Below are 18,212 nucleotides of genomic sequence, written 5' to 3'. Positions count from 1 at the left end.
CGTGAAGCGCGTCTGCAAGGACGATGCTATGGCAACCTGCGGGAAAAGAAGGGCGCGATCGGCTTTCTGAAAATCCAAGCAGCCAATACATGCAGGACGACTCTATTTTAGACGGCCCCTTGTGCCCCGCCCTCGTTATCCCACCGCTGCAACGCTGAAGGGTCGCGAGGTCGATCGATGTGTGCGCGCATAGCGAAATCGGTTCGCAGAGCGTCGTCGGCAAGCAAATCCGCGCTTAGGAGCGCCACGACTCCGCGAGCAAGATCGATGCGATGCCTGTCGATTTCGATAACCGTGTAGAGTTTCTCGTTTCGAAAGGCGCTCGCGCCCATGGCAGCGATACTCTCGCCTGGCATCGAATTGTCCCTTATGTAATTAACCTCAAAGGCCGCTGCTACCACACGCGCGTCGCCGGTCGTACGGGCCGCGACCAGTACCTCTCCGTAGGAGGGCGCAAGATCCCAGTTATGATCGTTCACAGCGGCAATAGGAACCAGTCGATAGAGGGTGAGTGTTTCGCCGCGTTGTAAGAGGATCGACGACTCCCTTGCGGCATCGCGCAACTGAGCCTGGCTCTCGACTGATTGGACGCTAGGGGCAGCAGAGTCTTCTTCCGAAGGCTTACCTCCGCTCTGAAGCACGCTGTTTGACATCGGATTTTTTCCTTTTGGGGAGGTCGCATAGTGGCGCCACACGCAGCAAAACGAGCTGGTGAGCCGATAGTTCCGACGGGAGCGGATTTGAATGCAAGTAAGCAGCCTCGCATATCCGTCTTAACATTGATTTTTGGATTTCTCTCGATGGCGCACTGGGAGCCGCGTATTCCGCGACAACCGTAAAGATGGTGTTGGCATGTCCCGCTTTGCGAAAGGTCCATGCCTGGTAAACGATTGCAACGCCCCCCTCAGCCATCGGTTTCCAAGGAATAAAGGGCGGCGAGCAGCAATTGATGGCATCAAGGGGGACGCCGCTATGCTAATGTCGATCTCTCTTGGAAAATGTACCGCCTTTGTAAAAGGTCAGAATACTAAATGGCGAGTCACCTCGCGACATCCAGCAGGCAGGTTTCATGAAGCGTCCATCCGTTTATATGCTCAAAGGCTTTGCCTACTACATGGACTTCGTTGTCTATCCTCTTGTTGTCGCGGGGCTATCCGCAGCCTATTTGATGAAAGATTTCGATGGACGTCCGTTGCGATGGCTAGCCACTGTCATAGTCGGTGCTGCTGTGTGGACATTGGTTGAATATATCATTCACCGCTTCATACTGCATCACGTCATGTTCATCCGCGAGATGCACGATCAGCATCACCGCTCGCCGAAGGAACTGATCGATACGCCGATCTGGCTCAGTCTTTCGTTCATGTTTGCAGGTGTGCTCCTGCCGTCATGGTGGCTTTTCGGCTTTGGTCCGGCGACGGGATTCACCGTCGGTATGACGCTTGGATATCTAATCTATGGCCTGATGCACCATGCCATGCATCACTGGCGGATCCGGCACGGTACATACCTTTACCGTGCGAAGCGGAGGCACGCACAACACCACGCTTCGATCGATGAGGGAAATTATGGAGTTTCGTCGCCGGTCTGGGACTATGTATTTGGTACCGAGCTGCCCGACCACGGCATGGAAAGCGGGAAAAGGCGCCCCTGGCTCTGACAAGCTTAACCATCACGCTTAAGTGAGCAGAGAAAGATGCGGCTTCGAGCGACATCACAACGCGCTCAGGACAAAGAGATAATGAAGGTGATCGCTGTCGCGCGCGTCTATCATGCAGACGTACATCATGTAACCGTTTCAGATGTCGCTGATGCAAGACGCATGGTGCCACGCGCATCCATATTATTACGCAACTATCAAAATGGAATCACATATACCTCCACCAAAAACTGTGAGCTATGTAGATGTTATCGTGATGTGAAGCTATGATAGGATAAGGCAGCCGGAAGATAATGACAAATCCATAACCATTAGATCAAAAGATAAGCCATGATATAGACGAAAGAGCAGGACAATACCTGCCACTATGTGCTATATTATTTCATGGATTTTACGCCAAACACCCTTGAGCTTTCTCGCCGGAAAATCGCCGAAGACCAGAAGCTCGTTTCCTCCCAAGAGGCGGATATAAGAGGTATTCTGTTGCGTGGAGAGCCTAGCCGATTGGCGGAAGATCAATTAATTGACCTTAATCGCGCTCTTCGCGCACATATTTTTGAACGAGACCTGATAACGGCGGCCATCAAATTGGATCGTCATTGAGCATTAGATTGCTTGTGGCTGATCAGATACGGTCCAATCGAATTGACATGAGAAAATCCGTAGAATCTCGCTATGGAACTTCCGTTCACAGGAGTGAGATGATGGAAAATGTTGAGGTAATCAAAATCGAAGAACGAAGAGATGCCTGGCTCGTGTACAGTGTCCGATTGCATGCACTCGCAGGCGAGGCCGAATTTTCTATTGCGGTGAGGGATCACGGAACAACGGTTTTGAATGAGGCAGCTGCTCTTCGAGCCACGCTCGGTTTTGTCGAGGAACTGGAGGTGTCGACTCGACTTAGGCTCGGAGCAATTTGAATGGAAGCGGAGCGACGCCGGTGCTATCAGATTTCTCGGGCTCAAACCGCAATAAGACCGTAGAGAATATCCGTTTCACTTGCACCCTAGCGGGCAGGAATTCCACGCGTGACGCCGATTCATCTTTGGTTGAAGAAACGCTCGTATAAGACGACGGCGAATTGTGCTCCTAGGCTCTGCCGATTCCCGTGGAGGAGGCTTACCTTCCCCGGTGGCGATCCCGAGTTCTCCGTCTTTATATTCGGTACTGCCACCCATCATCAAAGATGCGAAGACGGCGCCATTATCGTTGCCTGATGAAATAGTCCCGGATCCTACTCAATCCAACGGAATCTCGCCCTGTTGCCGAGGTTTTGTTGCAGCGTGTTCTTCCTGCCGCAGCCGGTGTTTTCGCCGAGTAGATTCCGTCTCTCCCGGTAGCACCTGTCCTGAGCTATTTTGATAGCGTGAACAGGGCTTCGTTAAGACGGAGCGAATTTGCAATGCGTTGTGTTGCTCGGGCTGTCGATGAATAGCGGCAAATACACTGGCCCGTCGTAGATGCAATCAGGCGCGGTTCCGTTGGAGGAGAAAAGTTAATGACCAAAGCGACTGTGCTGCAGACGGCGATGACGCCCCATTCAATGTTCTGGACGCAGACGCCGGAGGCGCTTTGCGGTTTACTTCATTGCAAGACCGACGGATTGACGACCATGGACGCGACCAACCGTCAGATACAATATGGTCCGAATAGCGACGCCATCGCGAAAGCGACGGGGCTGCCAAGAGCCATTATGCGGCGGATGCTGGAACCGCTTTCGCTCATTCTTTTCGTCGCCGGTTTCGTTTCGATGGCAACCGGAGACATCACCGGCGGATTTATCATAGTTGCCATTCTGGTGTTATCGATTGGGCTGGATACGATACAGGAAGGTCACGCGGTCAAGGCTGCGGAAGCGCTCAGGAGGTCCGTGGCGCTTAAAGCCGAAGTCAAACGCGACGGGGTCTTCGTCGAAGTGAGCGTTGAACATGTGGTGCCGGGGGATATGATTCGGGTCCGTGCAGGCGATATTATTCCTGCCGACGGTCTGGTCATGGAAAGCAATGCGTTCACTGCGAACGAAGCGGCACTGACCGGGGAACCCTATCCGGTTGAAAAGCGGCCAGGTGCTGTCGCCACACCCAATGTCGGCGAAGCATCCAATGCTTTGTTTCGGGGGGCCGTGGCGCAGACAGGTGAGGCAATCGCACTGGTCGTCGGCACCGGCGGCCAGACAATCTTCGGCGCGGCCGCTTCCGCACTGATAGAGGAACAGGCGCTTTCCCCGTTCCAACGTGATTTGCATGAATACGGTCTTGTGGTTGCGAGGCTGACGCTTGCTCTGGTCGTCGTCATCGTTGCCGCACGGACACTGTTGGGGCAGCCAATTTTGAACACGCTCTTATTTTCGGTTGCGTTGGCAGTGGGTCTGACGCCGGAACTGCTGCCGATGATTACCACCGTCACTCTGTCACGCGGCGCAATTCGCATGGCCGGTCGGAAGGTTATCGTCAAGAGACTTGCCTCAATTCACGACCTCGGGGCGATGTCGGTACTGTGCACCGATAAGACGGGCACGCTTACATCTGCCGAAATCACGCTCGCGAGCAGCCTCGACCCGACAGGGGCGGATAACGGGCGGGCGGCCAAATTGGGCGCGATTGCTGCCAATCTGGGTGGCGATCGCGGGGCTCTCGATGCGGCCCTGCTGAAGGGAAGCCTCGGCGCGTCCGATGGTTGGTCGCTCTCCGGCCGTCATGCTTTCGATTTCACGCGCCGTTTGGGCTCGGTTCTGGCGGATGGCCCCGAAGGGCCGACTTTGATCATCAAGGGGGCGCCTGAAGCTGTCCTGGCGCTTTGCAGCAGGCAGCGCGCCGGCGGTTTTGCCTCCGCCATGGGAGATAAGGAACGGACGATGGCATTGGAGAAAGTTCGTGCGCTTGCCGAAGACGGTCTTCGCTCGATCGCGGTCGCCTCGCGACCATGGCAAGGAGCCGTACGAAACGTCGAAACATCCGATGAAGCGGATCTGGTCTTCGAGGGATTCTGCGCCTTTGCCGATCCTCCGAAGCCTACGGCCGCCGCCGCAATCACGCGCCTCGCTGCGGCTGGCATAAGATTGAAAATCCTCTCGGGTGATGATCCGGTGGTTGTCAGACGATTGGCAGGCCTGGTCGGACTAAGCGCACGAAGCGTCCTGTCCGGCGCGGACATCGCGTCGATGAGTGACGAGGCACTGGCAATCCAGGTGCAATCGGTGGATGCTTTTGGCCGACTGGCACCGGACCAGAAATCTCGTATCGTCAGAGCGCTGCAGGCGAAGGGCGCCGTCGTTGGCTTCCTCGGCGATGGCATCAACGACGCACCGGCATTGAAAGTGGCCGATATTGGACTGTCGGTCGATGGAGCAACCGGCGTTGCCCAGGCGGCGGCAGACATGATCCTGCTGGCATCCGATCTTGAAGTTGTTGCTGATGGTGTCGAAGAGGGGCGCCGAACCTTCGCGAACATCCTCAAATATATTCGCATGGGGGCAAGCTCTAACTTCGGGAACATGCTGTCGATGGCCATGGCATCCCTGGTCTTGCCGTTTCTTCCGATGCTGCCGATGCAGATCCTCCTGAACAATCTCCTTTACGATTTCTCAGAGGTCGGCGTTCCGTTTGACGGTGTTCGGGGGGAGGCGACAGCCAAGCCGCAGGTATGGGATATGCGGGGATTGATCAGGTTTGCCGCGATCATGGGACCGCTGTCTTCTCTATTCGACTTTCTCACCTTCGGCATCCTGATATGGGCTTTCAGGGCAGCGCCTGACGAATTCCGTACGACCTGGTTCCTCGAATCCATGATGACGCAGATCCTGGTGATTTTCATCATTCGCACGAATGGGAGGCCGTGGCGGGACCTGCCTCGACCGATGCTCGCGGCATCTTCCTTGATCGCCTTGCTCGTCGCCATAGCTCTTCCGTTCACGCCTATCGGAACCTGGTTTGGATTCGTGATTCCATCATTCGCCGTTTTGGCCAGCGTCGGCGGCCTTGTTTTAATCTATCTGCTTCTGGCGGAGCTATTGAAACCGTGGGCCATCAAGACGACCCGCAAACTGGTGTCCGGGCGCGATGGTCAGGCAGTCTGGCCGTCCCCGAAAGCCGCGTAAAGAATATTCCATCGACTTTGAAAGGATCCAAAAGGCCCAATGCTGGACGGCGTCGCGGCTCCGTCACCGGCAGTGAATTGGGTTCCGCTTCGATTAATGAGACCACTCCTGGCGAAAGATCGATGCGGCAATACGGGGATCGGAAAGTTCATTCATCAGGTGGCGTTAAGTGGATGGAGCGGCAGGCAAGGTGCCCGAACGTTTCGAAACGCAAAATTCGAAGGCCGGGTTTGCTAATCGAAAGAGCAGAACTGCCGGCGTTAATCACGAGTGGGCTGTCTATCGGCACTGGACGCGCGGTCCGCTGTTTGGCTGAAATGTGTTATCCGAGGCTCGATATGTGCGGTATCGGTTGGCACAAGACTGCGCGTGAGTGCCGCCATTATAATGCGACTGTGAAGCGAGCACGCCGCCAATGATCGCGCCGGCTGCGAGGCCACCGATAATGGCGCCGGCGTTTCCGTCGTGATCGTAACCGCGATATCCGCCATAGCCACGATTGTAGCGGGAATACCCATGGTTATAGTGACCGTGGCCGTGCCAGATGTGGCCGCCGTGATGTCCGTAATTTCTGACTTGGATTACGTCGGATTGCTGGGTGATCGGTAGTTCAGCAATCGGGAACGCATAGGCTGGTAGAATGCTGCTAAGTCCTGCAGCAAGTGACACAATGCCGAGAGCTAGCTTGTTCATTTTTATGTTCTCCTATTCAGTAGTTTATATGGCTATTCATTGGGTAATATACAATGGTACTGATGCTTTCATCACTTAATATTGATATATTAACTTTAAATTGGAATATATTCTCATAGAAAGTTCAGAAATTCTTTGTTTCATTGAAGAGGCGCGTAGTCATCAGAACTGCTTGTCGCGGAACAAGCTCCGACCGCAGATCCTGCTGTGGCCGATATTCGGCTTTCTTTGATCGGTGCGCCCGGGTGCTGCCCGGCTCCCTCATCGCGTCAACCGTGATGATCGATGAAGCTTATCGATCGGCCTGCGTTGGTCGAGCTGCTCCAACAACTCACCGCCCAAGTTGTCGCCTGGCCGGCCGAGGTTCATCCTCTGATCCCGATAACACTTGGCGAGCTTATCCATCCTTAACTGGCGGGAGTCGCATCGAGTGCGCTCTGTATGGCCAGCGCAAGATCCGGTTCGCGAAACGGCTTCTCCAAAATCACCGCATGTGGTCGTGACATTTGCACCGCTCTGGCATCACCGGTCACAAACAAATGAGGGACAAATCCGCTCTTTAGTATTTCACTGACCGCGGAGATGCCGCTACCCTTGCGCAGACCGCCATCCACCATCATCAAATCGGGCTTGCAGCGAGCCGCAGCCGCAATCGCGTCGGGTTCTGTCGATTCGATCGCGCAGACCACATGCCCCATGTCTGCCAGAAGCTCGGCATACAGCATCGCGAGGAGGGCGTCGTCTTCGACCAGGAGGATGCGGAGCGCTTTTGTTGAGGCGGATATTCCGCGAGAGCCATCTTCTGACATTTCCGCACCCTGCTTTCGACATCGCTCTCGTGGCCTCAGTTAGCCTCTGTCAAAGGCTGTCCGAGCGTCCAACGGAGCCAGATATTCTGTTCAAAGCTCGGCATATCGCTGGAGAGTTCAAATTTTGCCGATGCCACCAAAAAGCCAAAGCAAGAAGAGGACGGCAGCGAGCAAGCTGATAACACCTCCGCCGTACTGGCGATGCCCAAGAGTCCGTCCCGGCCGGGTTTCCATTCTCTAAGCGGGAGGTCGCTTCCTGGCTCCGATCAATTGCCGGTATTGTACTTGAACTCGGGAAGCGCACCCAACGAATCCTTGGTCGCACCGGCCAGCACTATTTTCTTGTCTTGCATCTGTATCGAATTGAACGGCACCACGACGTATTTCGAGCCCACCCCTAGAAACCCTCCAACTGAGAGTACTGCGAAAGGCACCTTGTCGGTGGGGGTAACAATCAGATCGTCGATCGTGCCAACGGTTTCATCGGCGTCATTGACGACGGTGCCGCCCACCACCTTCGATGTTCGATAGCCCGTGGCCAACGATGCCGGATCGACCTTCGTCAGCGTAACCGTTTGAGGAGAGCCTTGCGAGAAGGCAGGGTTGTCAAGCGGTACCGCAAAGAGGGTCGCTGCGGCCAAAAGTGTAAATGATCGATGCATCGGACGCTCCTGCAATTGAGTGATTACCTGCCGCCTGGTCAATGGGCGGCGGCAGTGCTGCTGACGCGATTCTACTTTTTAAGAATATTCGAGCCGCTTGCGGCATTTTCTGAACCTTGCCTTCGTCCGTCGGTTTCGCTTGGTCGAGGATTTTGCCAAACCACGCACGACACGTTCCACTTTATCGCAGAGGCCGCCTGCGCGAGACGGAGAGAGCGGCATTATTGAACCTAACCAAAATTCGTCAGTACGGGGAGCGTCGGAAACTACTCAAGCATCTGCCGCAACATGATATGGTGGTAATTCACGGCGATGTATGTCATAGTGGAACGGTCGACGGGTCCTCAGGCGACGTCGTTTCACTTCCCTCAAAAGTTGTGAATTTCCATCACCCGATCCTTGGCTGGATTGAGTGTTTCGGGCGAAAGCGAAGGCGAAATGCCGCGACGGCAAACAACTCGGAATAAGCCGGCTCGCGCTCATTCACAGGCAAAGGCTGCAGTTACGCTTGTGAGCGGACCATCGCGAGAACGATTGGAGAGTTTTCCCGTCGTCGGTATTGGCGCGTCGGCCGGCGGCCTGGAGGCCTGCACCAAGCTTCTTAGCGGGCTGGCGTCGGGCGCCGGCATGGCCTTCATCCTGGTGCAGCATCTCGATCCCAAGCACGAGAGCATGATGGCCGAGTTGCTGGCCCACCACACCGCGATGACCGTGGAGCAGGCCGTTGATGGCACGCAGCTCAAGAGTAATCACCTCTACATCATTCCGCCCGGAACCTATCTCGCCGTCAGCAACGGCATCCTGCGTCTTTCCGAGCCTGAGGCTCGCCACGGCGCGCGTCTGCCCTTCGATTTCCTGCTGCGCTCGCTCGCAGAGGAATATGGGGAGCGCGCCATCTGTGTGATCCTCTCGGGAACGGGCGCCGATGGCAGCCTCGGCCTCAAGGCCGTGAAGGAAAAGGGCGGCCTCGTCATCGCACAGGATCCGAATGAGGCTGCTTTCGACGGCATGCCGAAAAACGCGATCCAGACCGGCGCGGTCGATCTTATCCTCCCACTGACGAGCATTCCGGATGCACTTGTAAAATTCCATCGCCGAATGGCGCTCACGCGCGCGGCGGCGCCCGGCCAAAGCAACGTCGCCCCGAATTGGCTATCTGAGATTGTTGACCTCCTTCGGAAAAAGACTGCTTACGATTTTAGACTCTACAAGCAAGGCACACTGCGGCGTCGGATCGAGCGACGCATGGCGATGGCCTCGATCGAGACCGATGACATAGCGCGCTATCTCGATGTCCTGAGAAACGATGAGAAGGAGTTTGATCGCCTCGCAGCCGACCTGCTCATCAACGTGACCAGCTTCTTCCGTGATCCTGCGGTGTTCGATGTCCTGAGCGAAAAGATCATCCCGGATGTGGTTCGCAACCACTCCGTCGACCAGCCGCTACGTATCTGGATTGCCGGATGCAGCACCGGTGAGGAGACCTATTCGCTGGCTATGCTCTTTCGTGAGGAAATCACGGCTGCCAAGAAGGAGATTAAGCTTCAGATATTTGCCTCTGACGTCGACTCCGAAGTAGTCGCAACAGCCAGAGAGGGGCTCTATTCGGAAGCGATCTCAGCGGAAGTATCCCCTGCCAGACTTGCCCGTTTTTTCTCAAAGGACGACCACGGCTATCGAATTCTGCCCGAGCTGCGGGCGACGATCGTCTTCGCCGTGCAGGATGTCTTGGCCGATCCGCCCTTTTCCCGGCTCGACTTCATCTCCTGCCGCAATCTGTTGATCTATCTGCGCCCGGAGGCGCAGGAGAAGGTGATCTCGTTCTTTCATTTCGCTTTGCGCGAGGGTGGTATTCTCCTGCTCGGGAGTGCCGAGGCGATCAGCGGTTCCAAAGGCCGCTTCGAGGTCATCTCGAAGGCGGAGCGGATCTTTCGACACATCGGGCGCGCGTATCCCGGTGAGGTGGGCTTTTTGTTGGGGGGCGGGGAAGGAGCGCGGCTGCCGCCACGTATACCAGAGAGCCCGATACCCTCCCGGCAAGCCGCGCTCGCCGAGGGGTGCAGGCGCCTCATCATCGAGACCTATACGCCCGCGGCGGTGCTGATCAACCGCAAGCTTGAGTGGCTTTATTCGCTGGGACCGACAGAACGCTACCTGCGCGTGCCGCGAGGTCATGCAAGCTTCGATCTGCTGGCGATGGTGCGCCCGAACGTGCGGATCAAGCTCAGGGCCGCGATCCACCAAGCCATGGTGGAGAAGGCCCGCATCGTCATCCCAGGCGGGCATATGGACCATGAAGGGAAGCCTCATTCATTCGAGATCGGCGTACAGGCGACGGTGATCGACGGCGAAGATCTTCTGCTGGTCTGTTTCATAGAGGCGCCAGCGTCGAGCCATACAGCGGGCCGGAAGACGACGCCATCCGACAATGAACACGTCGCCGAGCTTGAGCAGCAATTGGAGGCGACACAGGCGGAGCTTCACGCCGCGATCCAAAGTCTCGAGACCTCGAACGAGGAGCAGAAGGCGATCAATGAGGAGGCGCTCTCGGTCAATGAGGAATACCAGTCGACCAACGAAGAACTGCTGACCTCCAAGGAAGAGCTGCAGTCGATGAATGAGGAGCTCACGGCCCTCAACAGCCAGCTTCAGGAAACGCTGGAGCGGCAGCGGACGACGGCCAGCGACCTGCAAAACATCCTCTATAGCACCGACGTCGCAACCATCTTCCTCGACCTCGATCTCAATATCCGTTTCTTCACGCCAGCAACCAAAGCGCTGTTCAGCATCATTGCGACCGATATCGGCCGGCCGCTGGCCGACCTCAACTCGCTTGCCGATGATGGCGTCCTCCTCACCGATGCGCGCACCGTGTTGCAAGGTTTGGCGCCGATCGAGCGCGAGATTCAGGCTCGGGACGGACGATGGTATATTCGCCGGATCTTGCCCTATCGCGCCCAGAATGACGGGATTGAGGGCGTCGTCATCACCTTTGTCGATACCACCGAACGCAAACTCGCCGCCGATGCGCTGGAGGCAGCCAAGCGCGACGCACAACAAGCCAATCTTGCCAAGTCGCGCTTTCTTGCCGCCGCGAGCCACGACCTTCGCCAACCGCTGCAAGCCCTCAGCCTGATGCGGGGCGTGCTGGCCCGGAAGATCCGAGACGACAAGAAGGAAGAAGCTTTAGCGCTTGTGAACCGTCTCGATGAAACGGCCGCCGCGATGTCGAGCATGCTCAACGTATTGCTCGATATCAACCAGCTGGAAGCTGGCACGGTCCACCCCGAGTTCGTCAGCTTCCCGATTGCCGACCTCCTGGAGCGGCTGCGCGATGAGTTCAGTTATCACGCTACGGCGCAGAATCTTGCTCTGCGAGTGGTTCCGTGCAGTCTGTCGGTCTACAGCGATCCGCGCCTGCTTGAGCAGATGATCCGCAATCTGCTGTCGAACGCCTTGAAATACACCAGGCGCGGCAAAGTGCTGCTCGGCTGCCGGCGTCGCTGCGGCATGCTCAGCATCGAAGTCTGTGATACCGGCGTCGGCATCGCCGATCAGGATCTCCAGGTGATCTTCGACGAATATCACCAACTCGACAACGCCGCACGTGAACGCAGTCGTGGTCTCGGCCTTGGACTGTCCATCGTGCAGCGTTTGGCGGTCTTGCTTGGCCACCCTGTCCACGTCCGCTCGCAGCCGGGCAGGGGCTCCGTCTTTTCCATCGATGTCATGCTGCCGCCGAGCATAGACGGGCAGCACGATGCTTATGCATCCCACATGCCATCAGTCCCGACGGACGACGGTTCCCGTCATACTGGAGCAATCCTGATCATCGAAGACGAGGCGGAACTGCGAGAACTGCTCGAGGTCGTACTGAAGGAGGAAGGTCATTTCCCGGTTTCGGCGCCTGATGGCGCGGCAGCGCTCGCGCTGCTGGACCACGGCGGCGTGGCGCCCGACCTGATTTTGGCCGATTACAATCTGCCGAACGGTATGGATGGACTGACCGTGGCCGCCAAGGTCAGGGAACGCCTTCATCGTCGGATACCGGTCATCGTTTTGACGGGCGATATTTCGACAGAAACGTTGCGGCGCATCGCAAGCCAGGACTGCGTACAGCTCAACAAGCCGGTCAAGGCCACAGACGTCACTCAGGCGATCCACCGGCTGCTACCGATCTCGCAACACACGTCGCATCCTCCGTTGGCCGGCCGGACAGGACCAGTTCGCGATGCCGAGACGTCGGTGATTTTCGTCATCGATGACGACAGCTACGTGCGCGAAGGAATTCGCGAGCTGCTCGAAGCCGACGGAAGGAGTGTCGAGGATTTCGCGAATGGTGAGGATTTCCTCAAAGCTTGTCGTCCCGGCCAGGAAGGGTGTCTTCTGATTGACGCATATTTACCCGGCATATCAGGCCTTGAATTGCTGCAGCGGCTCCATGACGAAGATTGGCGCCTGCCTGCAATCATGATCACCGGCAATAGCGACGTGTCGATGGCGGTTAAGGCGATGAAGGCCGGGGCATCGGATTTCATCGAAAAGCCGATTGGCCGCGAAGATCTCCTTGCCGGCGTGGCGCGCGCGCTCGAACAGGCCCATGACGCCGCTAAGCTGTCGAGCTGGCGAAGGGTCGCGACCGAGCACATGGCGAGTCTCACGCCGAGACAGCATCAGATCATGGGCATGGTGCTGGCGGGCCACCCCAGCAAGAACATTGCCGCCGACCTCAAGATCAGCCAACGCACCGTCGAAAATCATCGCGCGTCGATCATGAGAAAAACCGGGGTGAAATCTCTGCCCGCCCTGGCACGACTGGCGCTCGCCGCCACCTCGGGGCGGGAGGAGCCAGACCGCATATAGAGTGGATTATCCAGCCGTGATCGGCATCGCACCGGCAGAGATGTGGCGACATGATGGCGATCTTCTTGTCGTCGAACCAAGCCGCGGGCCACCGAGGCGCCGGTCGTTTCTATATTGCTTCGAATCAACGAGAGCCACTGGTATGACCGGAGGGTCTATACAGCCGTCGTCTTGGCGATTTCCGTTGGTGGCATGGCGAGTGCGCTGCTGGTGCTGTTTCCGGATCTGGCCGCGACGCGCTCCGAGGGGAGTTCACAAAAAAGACGTCCAGATCATGCCTGCGACCGCGGCGGTCATGACGACCGTCGCAACCCAGCCGATCCATTGCAGCGGACCTCCAATGGTGTTCGTACCCATGATGTCGGACCGTCTGGTCATCAGCATCATCGTCACCATCACTGGGCACGAGACGACGCCGTTGACCACGGCACTCCAGTAGAGCGCCTTGATCGGATCGATCGGCGAGAACTCCACAGCCGTTCCAACGATGGTTGCAAGCGCGATGGTGGCATAGAAGGCCTTTGCCTCCATCGGCTGGCGTGCAAGCCCGATCGGCCATCTGCGCGCTTCCCCTAAGGCATAGGCGGCGGAACCTGCGAGAACCGGGATCGCCAGTAGTCCCGTGCCGATGATTCCGAGCGCGAAGATGGTGAAGGCGAAGCGTCCGGCCACGGGTTTGAGAGCTTCCGCCGCCTGGCTCGAGGTCTGGATATCGACCTTGCCGGCGGCGTGCAGCGTGGCCGCCGTGGTGACCATGATCGCCAGGGCGACGAGGCTGGAAAACCCCATGCCGACATAGGTATCGATGCGAATGCGGGCAAACGCCCGTTTGCTTTGTTCGGGCGCGTCGATGAGCGCCTTTCGCCTGGGCATCGCATTCTCGTCTTCGACTTCCTGTGACGCTTGCCAGAAGAACAGGTAGGGGCTGATCGTTGTGCCGAGAATGGCGACGACGGTCGTCCAGAACGCCGTGTCGCGCGAAAACGTCGGAATGAACAGGCCGTGGGCGAGATCGGCAAAGGGAATCTTCACGAACATGACCGTCCCGAAATAGGCAAAGAGCGAGAAGGTCAGCCATTTCAGAACCGAAACGTAGCGGGTGTATTGCAGGAATATCTGCAGGCACGCGCTCACTGCGGCAAAGAACACGACATAGATGGCTGTCTGTCCCCCAATCAGGAGGCCGACCGCGTCTCCCATGGCGCCGAGATCCGCGCCGATATTGATGATGTTGGCGATGAACAGCAACACGACGATGCACGGCAGCAGCCATGCGGGGTAGTGCTTGCGAAGATTGGTGGCTATGCCGTGCCCGGTCGTGCGGCCGATCCTCGCACTGATTTCCTGGATTGCCGCCATCAGCGGATAGCTGAAAAGCATCGTCCAGGTGATGGCGAATCCGAATTGTGCACCGGCTTGGGAATAGGTCGCGATGCCGCTTGGGTCGTCGTCGGCTGCCCCGGTGATCAGTCCAGGACCGAGCACATCCAGCAAGCGCGGCTTCGACGTGCCGACGACCGGGTCCGGGTTTTCAGAATCTTTGACCTCGGACGTCATTGGCTATCCCGCCGGCTGGCTCTTTTTGCGAATTGCGTTTGATTCCAGACTTGGAGGTCGCGACTCAATTGTAATGAAGAATAGTGGCAGGGCGCCGGCGCGATAGGTTCGGAAACTACTTATTGCGAACGGAGCTTCCAGGCCCTTCGAGATGAACTTTTCGATGACACCCATGCGATGACACCGCACCGTGGGGGATAGCAATCCCAGGTGGAACTGGCGTCCTGACCGCCGATCTCGATCGCGCTCACATGGGCGGCCAAGAATTCAGTCGGGTTCGTCTGCGGAGCTTCCTATCCGTACTCGCCCGGAAGGTCGGGGAAATCCCGGCGGGCGGTGCGCCTCAGAATAGGCATGCGGGCTTACGTCGGCCGTTGAGTAGTTTCCGAACCTGCTGCTTCCCACTCTAACCAGTTAGAATCGCCTTGATTAAAATTCGGAACGTCAGGCGAGCAACAAAAGGCCAAGCATATGGGAATGATTCTATTGATCGTGGTTCTGCTTCTCGTATTCGGCGGAGGCGGAGGCTATTACGGCTACAATCGCTACGGAAGCCGGGGGCTCGGCGGCGTGCTGGGTCTTCTGCTGATCGTCATCGTGGTCCTTTGGCTCATCGGTGGTATTGGCGGGCTGCATCTCGGCACAATGTGATCCGTGGTGCGGAGGGCTGACCGCAACCTTTGCCCCGCGGTGCAAGAAGCCACGCAGGCCCGGTCGACACCGGGTGTTACGAGATCGTACATAACGATCGCATGAGACCGCTGCTGTCCTGACGAAAGGTCATGGCGATGGCCCACGTTGGTTCCAGCAAACCAGATAAATAGAGACTCTCCGATATGGCAATTGCATTTCCCAACAGCGCCAGAAGCTATGATGAAACAGCCCAACGTGTCCGTTTTCTCGGCTATGATGGCATGTTCGAGATTCGATTTCTGCTGGATATCGATGTGCTGGCAAATGGATCGTCGTCGTCTGTGACATCGGAAAACGATTATCTAATCGCTTTTGACCGGTTTCGAACCAAGATTCTCGATGTAGCAAAGCGTGCCTATAATTCCCGGCGAACGAGCCCGATCATTCTAAGGTTGGCAGATTTCAGGTAGTTTTGTCGGCATCGCAGAATTGCCGGCCCTCTTTCTGAGCTTTTGGGTCCCTGATCGACGGAGGGTAACCGGCAAGGAACGGCCGATGAGGCTCCGACAGCTGCTATATAAAGCCGGATCTAAATCTTTCAGAATCGGCCAGATTAAAGACCGCTTTCACCCCAAAAGGAAATGTCATGAAGACCTTCATCCTCATCGTCGCGGTCTCCGTTCTCGCCATTGCCGGCGCGGAACATGCAGAAACGGCGCCGTATCCCACGAAACGTCCCCAACAGAACGAGGTGGTCCGCGACAAGAAGGAGCGGCTGGGTACTTTGTCCTGCGACGTTGCCGGGGGCGTCGGAATGCTCATCGGCTCCCGCAAGACAGTCGATTGCAAGTTTACCCGGAGTTCCGGCAGGGCGGAGCACTATGCGGGTTCGATCGGCAAGCTCGGTATCGACATCGGTATCACCAACAAGTCTTATCTGCGATGGATCGTCTACAGCGTTGCGGCTAACCGGACAGGCGAGGGTGCTCTTGACGGCAGTTATATCGGCGCTTCGGCGGGTGCCTCGGTCGGGCTGGGATTGGGTGCCAATGCTCTCGTCGGCGGCAATTCGAAGAATTTTGGCCTTCAGCCGCTGAGCGCTGAAGCCGGCACAGGACTGAATATCGCCGCAGGCATCGCTAGGCTGGAACTGCGCCGGACAAAATAAGCCAGCCCATCAGCGGTTCCGGTCTGAAAATATCAGTTATATCGCATCGAGGCGCTTGGCTCTATCGGACAGCCTACTGGGCGTAGTCAACGTCGGCCCTGGGTGCGAATACAGCACTCCTGGGAAAAAGGTGTCTCGGATCAGGAGGCAAACATACGGCTTCTAAGCGCAGGTGCCAATACGCCCGTTGCGCGCGGCGCGACCACGCCATTGAAGCTATTCGTCGGGCATTTGATCTAACTCAATGCGATGGTGCATCGCCGGGTCCATAGGTTTCCGATTAACGCACCGAAGTCTGGATCGATACTATGCTTAGAGGAAAGCGCGACAGTTTCGGCGGCTCGCCCGGTCACCCAATTCCGTCTATGGATGAGGTTGGGGGCCGAACCCTTGTTCTGCGGGTAGTAGCGATCGCCGCACTTGCGAGGCTTCTGAAACGTTATGACGAAAGAGGCAAGGCCACACTGATAGCAGCGCTTCGCCGCGCAACCAAAAGAAAGTGCGAGCAGGCAAACCTCAACGAAGCCGACATCGCTGCGGCCTCGGAATATGCTCAAGCGTTATTCGAAGAAGCATCTGCCCGTGCGGATCGAGACCATTCTTAAAGCAACCATACCTGTTTTGTTGCTATGGCATGAATTACGCTCAGCGATGAAAATTCTGGGCTGCAAGGTAGGTGCTTCTCTGCGCGATTCATTCGAGAAGCAGTCGCTCGACACGGGCAGAACTCTGTCAACATGAGCGCACAGTCAGCGAGTGCCGTGAATAAGCTCCGCCGGAACTGTTTGAGGTAGAATCAATGAATGTCCAAGAGATGTCCTACGACGAGTGTATCGCACTCATCAAAAGAGAATGGCTTGCGAGACTTGCGTGTGCGGACGGGAATGTCCCCTATATTGTTCCCGTTCAATACGCTGTTGCTGGCGACAAAGTATACGTTTTTACCTTGCCAGGCAAAAAGCTGAAAATCATGAGAAGAAACCCTCATGTCTGTCTTCAGATCGATCAACTGAAAAGCAAGCATTCTTGGAAGAGCGTGGTCGTCGATGCGCGTTTCATCGATCTCAGTGCAGAAGAGTGTCGAGAAGAAAGAGATCAAGCTTGGTCATTGCTGGCGCAACACACCGATTGGTGGGAGCCTGGCGCATTGAAACCGACCGCCAAATTGGCGGAGAATCCCTTGAGCACCCATATGTTTTTTTCGCTCGAAATTGTTGATGTGAGCGGGAGAAAAACTCAGAGCTAGTACTCCAGCTCTGCTGGCGAGCAAGTCTTTAGCAGCGTTACAACGAGGATCGCAGCCATGCCGAAAAGAAATAGCTCGAATTCGCCTAGGCCGATAGCCGCAGTCTCGCCAACAATTGGAGAAATTGAGGGGCGCCTTCTTGTTCTAGAAATGATTGCGTCGAGCTCAACAGCCAAATTGCTCCGCCTCCACGATAGCCAAGAAAAAACCGAACTTATCGCTGCAATTCTGACGGACATCGACGTGGATTGCCGCAGCAGAGGGCTTCATATTCGCGATATACGGGATGCTCAAGAATACGCAGAAGAGTTGTTGAAGGATGCTCAAGACCAGGCGGACGGTCTTGATGATATCAAGCATGCATATGTTAACCGGGAACGAGATTAGTTCTTCTTGCCGGCGTGTCTCGCGCGGTGGACCAGGCCCACTGCGCCGCCAACCTGTCGGTCTGGCGAAGGATCGCGACCGAGCACATCGCTAGTCCTACGCTGAGACAGTGTCAGATCATGGGGATGGTGCTGCAGGCCATCCCGGCAAGCGCATCGTCGAAAATCATCGTGCGTCGATCATGAGAAAAACCGGAGCAAAATCTCTCCCTGCATCGGCACGGCTGGCGCTCGTCGCCACCTCGGGGCGAGAGGAGTCTAGCCGCTTATAGAGTGCTGGTCTTGCAGCGATTGGCACGAACCCGCGTTGGATTCCGAGGTTGCCAAGGCGATGCGCGGGGGATCTAAATTCGGGATCTGGCAGATATTAGGAACATCCATAATCCCGCAAATTTTAGACCGCCCTCGACCAGGCCAACGGGCAGGTGGTTGTCGCCAA

13 protein-coding genes are annotated in these 18,212 nt (G+C 56.6%); 8 read left to right on the top strand and 5 right to left on the bottom strand.

The features are described from left to right. Positions 1-107 precede the first annotated feature (107 nt). The gene (locus tag GR212_RS25560) at positions 108-653 is read right to left on the bottom strand and encodes a hypothetical protein (RefSeq protein WP_163990795.1); all 546 of its coding nucleotides are present in this window, start codon (positions 651-653) and stop codon (positions 108-110) included. A 416-nt stretch (positions 654-1,069) separates the two neighbouring features. Between GR212_RS25560 and GR212_RS25555 the strand changes: the two genes are divergently transcribed. After that, on the top strand, positions 1,070-1,660 hold the full coding sequence (locus GR212_RS25555; protein WP_163990794.1) for a sterol desaturase family protein: 591 nt from the start codon (positions 1,070-1,072) through the stop codon (positions 1,658-1,660). Positions 1,661-3,158: 1,498 nt separating this feature from the next. After that, positions 3,159-5,756, top strand: a complete 2,598-nt coding sequence (gene mgtA, locus GR212_RS25550) for a magnesium-translocating P-type ATPase (RefSeq protein WP_432444405.1) — start codon at positions 3,159-3,161, stop codon at positions 5,754-5,756. Positions 5,757-6,035: 279 nt separating this feature from the next. On the opposite strand, the gene GR212_RS25545 is transcribed toward mgtA, so the two are convergent. From GR212_RS25545 to GR212_RS25535, 3 genes are all read right to left on the bottom strand, one after another. Next, entirely contained in the window at positions 6,036-6,449 is a 414-nt protein-coding gene (locus GR212_RS25545; protein WP_163990792.1) for a BA14K family protein, read from the bottom strand. A gap of 407 nt (positions 6,450-6,856) precedes the next feature. After that, positions 6,857-7,258: a response regulator gene (locus GR212_RS25540; RefSeq protein WP_163990790.1), complete on the bottom strand. Its 402-nt coding sequence runs from the start codon at positions 7,256-7,258 to the stop codon at positions 6,857-6,859. A 266-nt stretch (positions 7,259-7,524) separates the two neighbouring features. Continuing rightward, complete coding sequence (locus GR212_RS25535; RefSeq protein WP_163990788.1) at positions 7,525-7,920, bottom strand: PRC-barrel domain-containing protein; 396 nt, start codon at positions 7,918-7,920, stop codon at positions 7,525-7,527. A gap of 534 nt (positions 7,921-8,454) precedes the next feature. Between GR212_RS25535 and GR212_RS25530 the strand changes: the two genes are divergently transcribed. Then, the gene (locus GR212_RS25530) at positions 8,455-12,783 is read left to right on the top strand and encodes a chemotaxis protein CheB (protein WP_246725953.1); all 4,329 of its coding nucleotides are present in this window, start codon (positions 8,455-8,457) and stop codon (positions 12,781-12,783) included. 252 nt (positions 12,784-13,035) lie between these two features. On the opposite strand, the gene GR212_RS25525 is transcribed toward GR212_RS25530, so the two are convergent. After that, positions 13,036-14,340, bottom strand: coding sequence for an Nramp family divalent metal transporter (locus tag GR212_RS25525; protein ID WP_163990786.1), 1,305 nt, complete (start codon positions 14,338-14,340; stop codon positions 13,036-13,038). A 477-nt stretch (positions 14,341-14,817) separates the two neighbouring features. On the opposite strand from GR212_RS25525, the gene GR212_RS25520 reads away from it, so the two are divergent. The 5 genes from GR212_RS25520 to GR212_RS25500 all read left to right on the top strand — a co-directional run bounded on the left by GR212_RS25520 (position 14,818) and on the right by GR212_RS25500 (position 17,774). Continuing rightward, on the top strand, positions 14,818-14,991 hold the full coding sequence (locus GR212_RS25520) for a DUF3309 family protein (RefSeq protein ID WP_246725951.1): 174 nt from the start codon (positions 14,818-14,820) through the stop codon (positions 14,989-14,991). Between the two features lie 185 nt (positions 14,992-15,176). Next, complete coding sequence (locus GR212_RS25515) at positions 15,177-15,443, top strand: DUF1488 domain-containing protein (RefSeq protein ID WP_163990783.1); 267 nt, start codon at positions 15,177-15,179, stop codon at positions 15,441-15,443. A 176-nt stretch (positions 15,444-15,619) separates the two neighbouring features. Then, entirely contained in the window at positions 15,620-16,141 is a 522-nt protein-coding gene (locus tag GR212_RS25510) for a DUF992 domain-containing protein (protein WP_163990781.1), read from the top strand. Positions 16,142-16,940: 799 nt separating this feature from the next. After that, positions 16,941-17,387 (top strand): pyridoxamine 5'-phosphate oxidase family protein, encoded by a 447-nt coding sequence (locus tag GR212_RS25505; protein ID WP_163990779.1) that lies wholly within the window; start codon positions 16,941-16,943, stop codon positions 17,385-17,387. Positions 17,388-17,444: 57 nt separating this feature from the next. Then, positions 17,445-17,774, top strand: a complete 330-nt coding sequence (locus GR212_RS25500) for a hypothetical protein (protein ID WP_163990777.1) — start codon at positions 17,445-17,447, stop codon at positions 17,772-17,774. Positions 17,775-18,212 lie beyond the last annotated feature (438 nt).

Origin of the sequence: Martinezella lusitana, assembly GCF_010668395.1 — a bacterium.
In the GTDB taxonomy this organism is placed as follows: domain Bacteria; phylum Pseudomonadota; class Alphaproteobacteria; order Rhizobiales; family Rhizobiaceae; genus Rhizobium; species Rhizobium lusitanum_A.
The sequence above is the reverse complement of the archived record's forward strand: the minus strand, read 5'-3'. Positions and strand labels throughout refer to the sequence as shown.

Coding starts and splice junctions, on each gene's coding strand:
- GR212_RS25560 (WP_163990795.1), bottom strand. CDS start 653: ATGTCAAACAGCGTGCTTCAGAGCGGAGGTAAGCCTTCGGAAGAAGAC.
- GR212_RS25555 (WP_163990794.1), top strand. CDS start 1,070: ATGAAGCGTCCATCCGTTTATATGCTCAAAGGCTTTGCCTACTACATG.
- mgtA (WP_432444405.1), top strand. CDS start 3,159: ATGACCAAAGCGACTGTGCTGCAGACGGCGATGACGCCCCATTCAATG.
- GR212_RS25545 (WP_163990792.1), bottom strand. CDS start 6,449: ATGAACAAGCTAGCTCTCGGCATTGTGTCACTTGCTGCAGGACTTAGC.
- GR212_RS25540 (WP_163990790.1), bottom strand. CDS start 7,258: ATGTCAGAAGATGGCTCTCGCGGAATATCCGCCTCAACAAAAGCGCTC.
- GR212_RS25535 (WP_163990788.1), bottom strand. CDS start 7,920: ATGCATCGATCATTTACACTTTTGGCCGCAGCGACCCTCTTTGCGGTA.
- GR212_RS25525 (WP_163990786.1), bottom strand. CDS start 14,340: ATGACGTCCGAGGTCAAAGATTCTGAAAACCCGGACCCGGTCGTCGGC.
- GR212_RS25520 (WP_246725951.1), top strand. CDS start 14,818: ATGATTCTATTGATCGTGGTTCTGCTTCTCGTATTCGGCGGAGGCGGA.
- GR212_RS25515 (WP_163990783.1), top strand. CDS start 15,177: ATGGCAATTGCATTTCCCAACAGCGCCAGAAGCTATGATGAAACAGCC.
- GR212_RS25510 (WP_163990781.1), top strand. CDS start 15,620: ATGAAGACCTTCATCCTCATCGTCGCGGTCTCCGTTCTCGCCATTGCC.
- GR212_RS25505 (WP_163990779.1), top strand. CDS start 16,941: ATGAATGTCCAAGAGATGTCCTACGACGAGTGTATCGCACTCATCAAA.
- GR212_RS25500 (WP_163990777.1), top strand. CDS start 17,445: ATGCCGAAAAGAAATAGCTCGAATTCGCCTAGGCCGATAGCCGCAGTC.